Below are 12442 nucleotides of genomic sequence, written 5' to 3' on the forward strand. Positions count from 1 at the left end.
GAAAAGTTTGTGTTCAAAACCCACTTTTTCATACTTCTTTTTTCGGCAGGGTGTTTTTTTTGATTCTTCCATAGATTACTAAATATGATAACTTTTTTAGTCAACCTATTTCAGGACGATGCGTACATCAATGGTGTAAGAAACGGTAGCGTCTAAATAGGTTTCTTGTACCGTACCATCACCAATATTATCGTTAACCAAGGAAATACCATATCCAACCCTGCTATTACGTATTGGAGAGTGTAGGTTAAGTGTAAAGGTTTCTGGTGCACCTTCTAAACCAACCCATTGAGACCTATAAAGTGCAGCCGCTGTAAGTTGCCCTCTGGAACCTGCATAAGCAGGGTTTACAGACAACGTATTAAACATGTATTGCGTGTATTGTGCATCTTGTTGCGCTTTTACAGCTACAACGGTCATTATTAAAGCTAGTGTGGCTAAAAAATTCTTTTTATTTATCATCTTAGAACTAATCATCTAAATGTTATTTACTGATGTATAAGTAGCTGTTATCTATAATTCTCTCACCATTGTTGGCATCGTACTCAAAAATGTAGTAATAGATTCCAGAAGGTAGGTAATCATTAACGCTTAACGTAGAGCGACCTCTTGACCTACCATCAAAAATATTATTAACATTATCATAATCTTCCCCTTCATATACCAAGATTCCCCATCGGTTATAAATTTGAAGTTTATTATTCTTAGCATTATTGATACCTCTAATAAATAAGAAATCGTTCTTTAAATCGTTGTTCGGGGTTACCAACTGGTTTACTTCAACTTCACCATCATCCACTGTTTCTGGTTCAATATCTGGATCTAAATAATCTGGAGTACCATCATTATCCCAATCATCATTGGTTGGGTCTCCATCGCCATTTGCATCTTCGTCTGGAGTGTCTATGCTATCGCCATCGTCATCCAAATCGCGATAGTTAACGTCTTCCGTACCATCCGTATCTGGTAAATCGTTCGCTGGGTCTTCTATCTCATCGTTAACATCATAACCATCATTTACATCACTACCCTCATAGCCATCGTCTAAACCATCATTGTCTGTATCTACTCCAGTGTAAGTATTGTCTGGCTCGCCATCATAATCAAAGTCGTGACCTTCATTACTGTCTGGCACCAAATCATTATCACTATCATCATCTAAATAATCTGGAGTGCCGTCTTGGTCGGTGTCTTCTGGTGTAACACCTTCGTTGCCTGTCCCTTCATAAGCATCGTCCAAACCATCATTATCAGAATCTTCACCACTTGGTGGCAGGTAACCTTCTGTAGGTTGACCTTCTACATTGTCTGGAATACCATCGTCATCACTGTCAATGTCTAAACTGTCTGGTCTGCCATCGTTATCCGTGTCGATAGTTCCGTCTCCTTCTACGGTATCTAATATACCATCATTATCATCATCTAAATCCACCACGTCTGGTACGCCGTCACCATCCGTATCTGGACCGTTGTCTGGGTCTAAGTAATCCGGGGTACCGTCTTGGTCTGTATCATCATTGGTTGGGTCTCCATCGCCATTTGCATCTTCGTCTGGTGTGTCTATGCCATCGCCATCGTCATCCAAATCGCGATAGTTAACGTCTTCCGTACCATCCGTATCTGGTAAATCGTTCGCTGGGTCTTCTATCTCATCGTTAACATCATAACCATCATTTACATCATTACCCTCATAGCCATCGTCTAAACCATCATTGTCTGTATCTACTCCAGTGTAAGTGTTGTCTGGTTCGCCATCATAATCAAAGTCGTGACCTTCATTACTGTCTGGCACCAAATCATTATCACTATCATCATCTATGTAATCTGGGGTACCGTCTTGATCGGTGTCTTCTGGTGTAACACCTTCGTTGCCTGTCCCTTCATAAGCATCGTCCAAACCATCATTATCAGAATCTTCACCACTTGGTGGCAGGTAACCTTCTGTAGGTTGACCTTCTACATTGTCTGGAATACCATCGTCATCACTGTCAATGTCTAAACTGTCTGGTCTGCCATCGTTATCCGTGTCGATAGTTCCGTCTCCTTCTACGGTATCTAATATACCATCATTATCATCATCTAAATCCACCACGTCTGGTACGCCGTCACCATCCGTATCTGGACCGTTGTCTGGGTCTAAGTAATCCGGGGTACCGTCTTGGTCTGTATCGTCATTGGTTGGGTCTCCATCGCCGTTGGCATCTTCGTCTGGAGTGTCTATGCCATCGCCATCGTCATCCAAATCGCGATAGTTAACGTCTTCCGTACCATCCGTATCTGGTAAATCGTTCGCTGGGTCTTCTATCTCATCGTTAACATCATAACCATCATTTACATCACTACCCTCATAGCCATCGTCTAAACCATCATTGTCTGTATCTACTCCAGTGTAAGTGTTGTCTGGTTCGCCATCATAATCAAAGTCGTGACCTTCATTACTGTCTGGCACCAAATCATTATCACTATCATCATCTATGTAATCTGGGGTACCGTCTTGATCGGTGTCTTCTGGTGTAACACCTTCGTTGCCTGTCCCTTCATAAGCATCGTCCAAACCATCATTATCCGCATCTTCACCACTTGGTGGCAGGTAACCTTCTGTAGGTTGACCTTCTACGTTGTCTGGAATACCATCGTCATCACTGTCGATGTCTAAACTGTCTGGTCTGCCATCGTTATCCGTGTCGATAGCTCCGTCTCCTTCTACGGTATCTAATATACCATCATTATCATCATCTAAATCCACAACGTCTGGTACGCCGTCACCATCCGTATCTGGACCGTTGTCTGGGTCTAAGTAATCCGGGGTACCGTCTTGGTCTGTATCATCATTGGTTGGGTCTCCATCGCCGTTGGCATCTTCGTCTGGAGTGTCTATGCCATCGCCATCGTCATCCAAATCGCGATAGTTAACGTCTTCCGTACCATCCGTATCTGGTAAATCGTTCGTTGGGTCTTCTATCTCATCGTTAACATCGTAACCATCATTTACATCACTACCCTCATAGCCATCGTCTAAACCATCATTGTCTGTATCCACTCCAGTGTAAGTGTTGTCTGGTTCGCCATCATAATCAAAGTCGTGACCTTCATTACTGTCTGGAACCAAATCATTATCACTATCATCATCTAAATAATCGGGAGTGCCGTCTTGGTCGGTGTCTTCTGGTGTAACACCTTCGTTGCCTGTCCCCTCATAAGCATCATCCAAACCATCATTATCAGAATCTTCACCACTTGGTGGCAGGTAACCTTCTGTAGGTTGACCTTCTACGTTGTCTGGAATACCATCGTCATCACTGTCGATGTCTAAACTGTCTGGTCTACCATCGTTATCCGTGTCGATAGTTCCGTCTCCTTCTACGGTATCTAATATACCATCATTATCATCATCTAAATCCACAACGTCTGGTACGCCATCACCATCCGTATCTGGACCGTTGTCTGGGTCTAAGTAATCCGGGGTACCGTCTTGGTCTGTATCATCATTGGTTGGGTCTCCATCGCCATTTGCATCTTCGTCTGGTGTGTCTATGCCATCACCATCGTCATCCAAATCGCGATAGTTAACGTCTTCCGTACCATCCGTATCTGGTAAATCGTTCGCTGGGTCTTCTATCTCATCGTTAACATCGTAACCATCATTTACATCACTACCCTCATAGCCATCGTCTAAACCATCATTGTCTGTATCTACTCCAGTGTAAGTGTTGTCTGGTTCGCCATCATAATCGAAGTCGTGACCTTCATTACTGTCTGGAACCAAATCATTATCACTATCATCATCTAAATAATCGGGAGTGCCGTCTTGGTCGGTGTCTTCTGGTGTAACACCTTCGTTGCCTAAACCTTCATATGCATCGTCCAAACCATCATTATCCGAATCTTCACCACTTGGTGGCAGGTAACCTTCTGTGGGTTGACCTTCTACGTTGTCTGGAATGCCATCGTCATCACTGTCAATGTCTAAACTATCTGGTCTGCCATCGTTATCCGTGTCGATAGCTCCGTCTCCTTCTACAGTATCTAAGATACCATCATTATCATCATCTAAATCCACAACGTCTGGTACGCCATCACCATCCGTATCCGGACCGTTGTCTGGGTCTAAGTAATCCGGGGTACCGTCTTGGTCTGTATCGTCATTGGTTGGGTCTCCATCGCCATTTGCATCTTCGTCTGGTGTGTCTATGCCATCGCCATCGTCATCCAAATCGCGATAGTTGACGTCTTCTGTACCATCCGTATCTGGTAAATCGTTCGCTGGGTCTTCTATCTCATCGTTAACATCGTAACCATCATTTACATCACTACCCTCATAGCCATCGTCTAAACCATCATTGTCTGTATCTACTCCAGCGTAAGTGTTGTCTGGTTCGCCATCATAATCAAAGTCGTGACCTTCATTACTGTCTGGAACCAAATCATTATCACTATCATCATCTAAATAATCGGGAGTGCCGTCTTGGTCGGTGTCTTCTGGTGTAACACCTTCGTTGCCTGTCCCCTCATAAGCATCATCCAAACCATCATTATCAGAATCTTCACCACTTGGTGGCAGGTAACCTTCTGTAGGTTGACCTTCTACGTTGTCTGGAATACCATCGTCATCACTGTCGATGTCTAAACGATTAGGGATACCGTCACTATCTGTGTCCAAATCAGAACCAAAAACTGTAGTTTGAGGATTTTTAAAATTACTTAGACAACCGAAATCAATTCCAGATTGCCTAACAATTGTTTTAAAATTATCATTTCTAGCTGTTTTAACTCCAAACCTAAAAACAAAGGATGAAATTACATTATATCTGACAGCAATATTAACTGAAGGGTTTGAATTTTGAATACCTATGTATTCAGTGGTCCCACCAAAAACAAGCAATCCTCCTGCTGTATAATTTAAATCTACCTCGGTAGGTGAATCAAGAGTAAATGCATTAGGTGTGTCAAAGCGATTATATTCTTGATAGTCAGAGTTTCCGTCAATATCTATAAAATTTGCAACTAATCCCTCTATTATAGCTGGATTGTTGGTTTCCTTATCAACTAGGGTAATTCTTAAATCTACATAAGGATTTCTTATTGCGTTTGAAAATTCAAACTGTATTTCTGGTTTAAAAAATTCAGAATCTAAAGAATTGTTATCAATAGTCTCAATTCTTCCGTTTATAATAGCTTCAATTTCTATTAAAGCATCTAACTCTTCATAAACATTTTTAATCCTATATATAGCCCCTTCTTGGTTTGCATTTCCACTTTCCAATTCTGGATTCTGACTAAAATTCAAATTGGGAATTTTTTTACAATCATAATCGCTAATAGTAATACTAGATTCGTTTTGGTCTGGAATCCCATCATTATCCGAATCAAAATCCAAATAATCTTTGACTCTATCTAAATCCGTATCGATTGGTTTTATGCCAAAACCGTATGCTCCCTCGTATGCATCGTCTAAACCGTTGTTATTAGCGTCTGAACCAGAAGGAGCAATATAAGCTGACGTTAGTTGTGCTTCTACATTGTCTAAAATTCCATCGTTATCAGAATCCACATCTAAATAATCAGGAATGCTATCGTTATCACTATCATTGGGATTAGTAGATGGGTCGTTATCACCATCTAAATTAAAATCCTCAACAGAATTTAGAATACCATCATTATCGCTATCCAAATCATTATTAATGGTAAAAATAACTGGAGATATATTCCGATTAACAAAACCAAAGACAGATAAAGTAATAACAAACAGACTTAAGCTTAAAAGAATAGTTCTTTTGCAAGTGGAGTAACGTAAGCCAAATAATGTAGACATATATGATAATATTTTTAAATATTACCATGGCTTAATAGGTGCCTTAAAGGCTATAAGTACATGCAAGAATCTGGGACAATTCTTGTTGCATATATACAAGTAATGGGATTATTCTCCCATTTTACTCGATTAAATGCAACATTTAAACATTAAAAAACCTGTTCCTATAATAAAACAATTCTGGGGGAATATAGTAGATGGTCTCGTTAGTGTTGGCACGAAAATACTACCTTATTTTTAATCCGCACATGCTTAATTTTTGTTTTTTTTCATAGAAATATTAACATTAGGACACCTTGTCTGAAAAAAAGACACTTATAATTTTAAACTATTTTTGCAGAAATTTTTTTAAATGAATTTTGAAAGAGAAATAAATAAAAGAAGAACGTTTGGAATTATCTCTCACCCAGATGCTGGTAAAACTACCCTAACCGAAAAGTTACTACTTTTTGGTGGTGCCATACAAGAGGCTGGAGCGGTTAAAAACAATAAAATTAAAAAATCTGCTACCAGTGATTTTATGGAAATCGAACGGCAAAGAGGAATCTCTGTTGCTACTTCCGTTCTTGCTTTTATTTACAAGGATAAAAAAATAAATATTCTAGATACTCCGGGACACAAAGATTTTGCCGAAGATACATTTAGAACATTAACCGCAGTTGATAGTGTTATCGTAGTAATTGACGTTGCAAAAGGCGTAGAGGAACAGACCGAAAAATTGGTTGAAGTTTGCCGAATGCGCAACATACCAATGATAGTTTTCATAAATAAATTAGACCGTGAAGGTAAGGATGCGTTTGACTTGCTAGATGAAGTGGAGCAAAAACTTGGACTTAGCGTAACTCCTTTAAGTTTTCCTATAGGCATGGGATTTGATTTTAAAGGCATTTACAATATTTACGAAAAAAACATCAACTTATTCAGTGGTAATAACAAATCTAACATTGAAGAAACGATAGCATTTGATAATATTGATAGTCCTGAACTAGAAAAGATTATAGGTGAAAAAGCTGCAGAAGCTTTAAGAGAAAACCTAGAATTAGTAGAAGGTGTTTATCCCTCTTTTGATAAAGAGACCTATTTAAAAGGCGAGCAACAACCAGTTTTCTTTGGTTCTGCATTGAACAACTTTGGCGTAAGAGAATTGTTAGACTGTTTTATTGAGATTGCCCCCCCACCAAGACCTAAAATGGCAGAAGAACGTTTGGTAAAAGCCAACGAAAAAGAATTTTCTGGCTTTGTATTTAAAATACATGCCAATATGGATCCAAAACACAGAGACCGGTTAGCTTTTATAAAAATTGTATCTGGAACATTTGAAAGAAACACTCCATATTTACATGTTAGACATAATAAAAAGCTTAAATTTTCTAGTCCAAATGCCTTCTTTGCCGAAAAGAAAGAAATTGTAGACATATCATTCCCAGGAGATATTGTTGGTTTACACGATACTGGCAACTTTAAAATTGGTGATACCCTTACGAGTGGAGAAGAGTTGAATTACAAAGGAATTCCTAGCTTTTCTCCAGAACATTTTAGATATATAAATAATGCAGACCCTATGAAGGCGAAGCAATTGTTCAAAGGCATAGATCAATTAATGGATGAAGGGGTAGCTCAATTATTTACTTTAGAAATGAATGGTAGAAAAATTATTGGTACTGTTGGCGCTTTACAGTATGAAGTTATTCAATACCGACTTGAGCATGAATATGGTGCCAAATGCACCTATGAAAATTTCCCTGTTCATAAAGCTTGTTGGGTAGAAGCTACCGAAAAGAATGAAGAATTTAACGAGTTTAAACGAGTAAAACAGAAGTTTTTAGCAACAGATAAACAAGGTAAATTAGTATTCTTGGCAGATTCTCAGTTTTCTTTGCAAATGACGCAACAGAAGTATCCTACAGTGAAACTCCATTTTACATCTGAATATAAATAATGTAAACGAAAAATTTGAAAATATAACAATAGAAAAGCCCCGCAATGCGGGGCTTTTTCTTTTATGCTTCTCCTGTAGGACCAAAATTTAATGGTATAGGAGGTTGCTCATAATCTTTAATAGTTCCATGAGCATTTTCAAATCGTCTTACATTATCATTTAATGCTTTTAAAAATTTCTTAGCATGCTGTGGAGTTAAAATAATTCTACTTTTTACTTTACCCTTAGGCGCACCTGGCATTAAACTAATAAAATCGACCACAAATTCTGATACTGAATGATTTATAATTGCGAGATTAGAATAAGTCCCTTCTGCAATTTTTTCATCTAACTCAATATTAATTTGTTGTTGTTTCTGATCCTGCTCAGCCATTTATCTATTAAAATTTAAACTCTTCTTTACGAGCCATTATCTCATCATATTCTTCTTTAGATCCTACTATTATACTATCATAATCTCTCATGCCTGTACCAGCTGGAATCTTATGACCTACAATAACATTTTCCTTAAGACCTTCTAACGTATCTACTTTACCATTAACCGCTGCCTCATTTAAAACCTTAGTTGTTTCTTGGAAGGATGCCGCAGAGATAAAGGATTTAGTTTGTAAAGATGCTCTTGTAATACCTTGTAAGATTGGCGTGGCTGTTGCAGGAACGGCATCTCTTGCAGCTACCAAATTCTTATCTGCACGCGTTAAAAGAGAATTTTCATCCCTTAATTGTCTAACAGTAATAATTTGACCAGCTTTCAGGTTATCAGAATCTCCTGCATCCTCAACCACTTTCTTACCAAAGATTTCATCGTTTTCTTTTATAAAGTCATCTTTATGAACCAACTGGTTCTCTAAGAAAATAGTATCTCCTGCGTCTTGAATTCTTACTTTACGCATCATTTGTCTTACAACTACCTCAAAGTGTTTATCATTGATTTTTACACCTTGTAAACGGTAAACTTCTTGAACCTCATTCACCAGGTATTGCTGTACAGCAGATGGCCCTTTAATTTTCAAGATATCTTCTGGAGTAATTGATCCATCAGATAATGGCATACCAGCTCTAACATAATCATTCTCTTGAACAAGAATCTGATTAGATAGTTTAACCAAGTACTTTTTAATTTCTCCTAATTTAGACTCAATTATAATCTCACGATTTCCACGCTTAATTTTACCAAAAGAAACTACACCGTCTATTTCAGAAACAACAGCCGGGTTAGAAGGGTTACGCGCTTCGAACAATTCGGTTACCCTTGGAAGACCACCCGTAATATCCCCTGCTTTTGCAGACTTACGTGGTATCTTAACCAAAATCTTACCTTCTTTAATTTTCTCTCCATCATCTACCATGATGTGTGATCCAACTGGTAAGTTGTAAGAACGTAACACATCTCCTTTACCATCTTTAATAAGTAACGTCGGTATTAGTTTCTTGTTTCTAGATTCAGAGATAACTTTTTCTTGGAATCCTGTCTGTTCATCTATCTCAACTTGGTAAGTAATCCCTTGCTCAATATTTTCATAAGCAATTTCACCAGTAAATTCAGAGACGATAACACCATTATATGGATCCCAAGTACAAATAGTATCACCTTTAGATACTTTAGCACCATCCTTAATACTCAATTGAGAACCGTATGGAATGTTGTTTGTGCTTAATGTAATACCTGTTTTCTCGTCTATTATTTTAATCTCAGATGTTCTAGAGATAACGATGTCAACTTTTTCACCTTCAGCATTTTCACCAGTTACTAAACGTAAATCTTCAATTTCCGCTCTACCAGCAAATTTAGCTTCAAGTCTATTTTCTTCTGAAATGTTACCTGCAATACCACCTACGTGGAATGTACGTAGCGTAAGCTGTGTTCCAGGCTCCCCAATAGACTGAGCAGCAACTACACCCACAGCTTCACCTCTTTGCACCATTTTGTTGGTTGCAAGGTTCCTACCATAACATTTAGCACAAATACCTTTTTCTGCCTCACATGTTAATGGCGAACGCACTTCCATTTTATCAATTGGCGATGCATTAATTTTCTTAACAATGGCGTCATTAATTTCTTGACCTGCAGCCACAAGTAATTCTTCATTCAAAGGATTGTACACATCGTGTAAAGAAACTCTACCAAGGATTCGTTCTCCAAGAGATTCTACCACCTCTTCGTTCTTACGTAAAGCTTCAACCTCAATACCTCTTAACGTACCGCAATCCTCTGAATTGATAATTACATCCTGAGATACATCTACTAATCTTCTCGTTAGATATCCTGCATCCGCAGTTTTAAGAGCAGTATCTGCAAGACCCTTACGGGCACCGTGTGTTGAAATAAAATATTCAAGAATTGATAGCCCTTCTTTAAAGTTAGAAAGAATTGGGTTCTCAATAATCTCACCACCGCCTGCGGTAGATTTTTTAGGCTTAGCCATCAATCCACGCATACCTGTCAACTGTCTTATCTGCTCTTTAGAACCCCTTGCTCCGGAATCAAGCATCATATATACAGAGTTAAAACCTTGTTGATCCTCACGAATACGTTTCATAGCCAACTCTGTTAGCATAGCATTAGTAGAGGTCCAAACATCAATTACCTGATTATAACGCTCGTTATTGGTAATAAGACCCATGTTATAGTTCATCATAATACCATCTACCTGCTCATTTGCTTCAGCAATCATTTCATGCTTTTCTGCAGGGATAATAATATCGCCTAAACTAAAGGATAAACCACCCTTAAATGCAAAAGTGTATCCCATGGTTTTAATCTTATCTAAGAATGCCGCGGTTCTTGGAACATCAGTGACTGCTAAAATGTCACCAATGATATTACGTAAGGCTTTCTTAGTTAGTACTTGATTGATAAAACCTGCTTCTTCTGGCACCATTTGGTTAAATAATACCCTACCAACAGTAGTATCTACAATCATTGTAACTAACTCACCTTCTTCATTAAAGTCTTTAGTTCTTACTTTAATACCCGCATTAAGATCAACCTTCTTCTCATTGAAAGCAATTTCTACTTCTTCTGGTGAATAAAAAGTAAGCCCTTCACCTTTTACCGTAATAGTATCATCAGAAACTCTCTTTTTGGTCATATAATACAGACCCAGTACCATATCCTGAGAAGGTACCGCAATTGGAGAACCGTTAGCAGGATTTAGTATGTTCTGAGAAGCTAGCATTAATAACTGTGCTTCTAAGATTGCTTCTGGCCCCAAAGGTAGGTGGACTGCCATCTGGTCACCATCAAAATCCGCATTAAATGCAGTACATGCTAGTGGGTGCAAACGTATGGCTTTACCTTCAATCAATTTAGGCTGGAATGCTTGAATACCTAAACGGTGTAATGTGGGAGCACGGTTCAAAAGAACTGGGTGACCTTTCAATACATTCTCCAAAATATCCCAAACTACTGGCTCTTTTTTATCAATAATTTTCTTAGCCGACTTCACTGTTTTTACAATACCACGTTCAATCAGTTTTCTGATAATGAATGGTTTGTATAACTCTGCCGCCATATCTTTAGGCAAACCACATTCGTATAGATTCATTTCTGGACCTACTACGATAACAGAACGTGCTGAATAATCCACACGTTTACCTAATAAGTTTTGACGGAAACGACCTTGCTTACCTTTTAAGGAATCTGACAATGATTTTAAAGGTCTATTAGATTCAGTCTTAACAGCAGAGGCTTTTCTTGTATTATCAAATAATGAATCTACTGCTTCCTGAAGCATTCTTTTTTCATTTCTAAGAATTACTTCTGGAGCTTTGATTTCCATCAATCGCTTTAAACGATTGTTTCTAATAATTACCCTTCTATACAGGTCATTTAAATCTGACGTTGCGAAACGACCACCGTCTAACGGTACTAATGGACGCAATTCTGGCGGAATCACCGGAATTACCTTCATAATCATCCACTCTGGTCTATTTTCACGATTCTCTTGTGATTCACGCAAAGCCTCTACAACTTGAAGTCTTTTTAAGGCTTCTGTTTTACGTTGTTTGGAAGTCTCTGTGTTAGCCTTGTGACGCAATTCGTAAGAAAGTTGCTCAAGATCAATACGCGCCAATAAATCGATAAGACACTCAGCACCCATCTTAGCGATGAATTTATTTGGGTCGTTATCTTCTAGATATTGGTTTTCTACAGGAATGGATTCTAAGATGTTTAAATATTCTTCTTCTGTTAAGAAGTCCATTTTATTCAACTCTTCTCCTTCCGGACCTTTAGCAATACCAGGCTGGATTACCACATATCTTTCATAATAGATAATCATATCCAATTTCTTGGATGGTAAACCTAATAGGTATCCTATTTTATTTGGTAAAGAACGGAAGTACCAGATGTGAGCTACAGGTACCACTAAGTTAATGTGACCTACTCTATCTCTACGTACTTTTTTCTCTGTAACCTCTACCCCACAACGATCACAAACAATACCTCGGTAACGAATACGCTTATACTTACCACAAGCACACTCATAATCCTTGACAGGACCAAAAATACGCTCACAGAAAAGTCCGTCTCGCTCAGGTTTGTGCGTTCTATAGTTTATAGTTTCAGGTTTTAAGACCTCACCTCTAGATTCTGCCAAAATAGACTCCGGAGAAGCCAGACCGATGGAAATCTTATTAAACCTTTTTTGTGTGTTATTATCTTTTGCTCTAGCCATGATGCTATAAAG

At 38.4% G+C, this 12442-nt stretch carries 4 protein-coding genes and 1 pseudogene; 1 reads left to right on the plus strand and 4 read right to left on the minus strand.

What is annotated here, in order from left to right; all coding sequences use genetic code 11:
- Window positions 1–123: 123 nt before the first annotated feature.
- A pseudogene (locus tag HCO57_RS04845) lies at window positions 124–462 on the minus strand (PorP/SprF family type IX secretion system membrane protein); the annotation flags it as partial.
- Window positions 463–484: 22 nt separating this feature from the next.
- Window positions 485–5812 (minus strand): gliding motility-associated C-terminal domain-containing protein, encoded by a 5328-nt coding sequence (locus HCO57_RS16630; RefSeq protein ID WP_167988126.1) that lies wholly within the window; start codon window positions 5810–5812, stop codon window positions 485–487.
- Window positions 5813–6164: 352 nt separating this feature from the next.
- Here HCO57_RS16630 and HCO57_RS04855 point away from each other — a divergent pair, with 352 nt between their 5' ends.
- Window positions 6165–7751: a peptide chain release factor 3 gene (locus tag HCO57_RS04855; protein WP_167988127.1), complete on the plus strand. Its 1587-nt coding sequence runs from the start codon at window positions 6165–6167 to the stop codon at window positions 7749–7751.
- Between the two features lie 61 nt (window positions 7752–7812).
- Here the strand turns inward: HCO57_RS04855 and HCO57_RS04860 are convergent, their stop codons facing one another.
- Together HCO57_RS04860 and rpoC are read right to left on the minus strand one after the other, a co-directional pair.
- Entirely contained in the window at window positions 7813–8124 is a 312-nt protein-coding gene (locus HCO57_RS04860; protein WP_136951892.1) for a DUF3467 domain-containing protein, read from the minus strand.
- A 7-nt stretch (window positions 8125–8131) separates the two neighbouring features.
- Entirely contained in the window at window positions 8132–12430 is a 4299-nt protein-coding gene (gene rpoC / locus HCO57_RS04865; RefSeq protein ID WP_167988128.1) for a DNA-directed RNA polymerase subunit beta', read from the minus strand.
- Window positions 12431–12442 lie beyond the last annotated feature (12 nt).

Origin of the sequence: Croceivirga sp. JEA036 (assembly GCF_011882165.1) — a bacterium.
GTDB lineage: Bacteria > Bacteroidota > Bacteroidia > Flavobacteriales > Flavobacteriaceae > Croceivirga.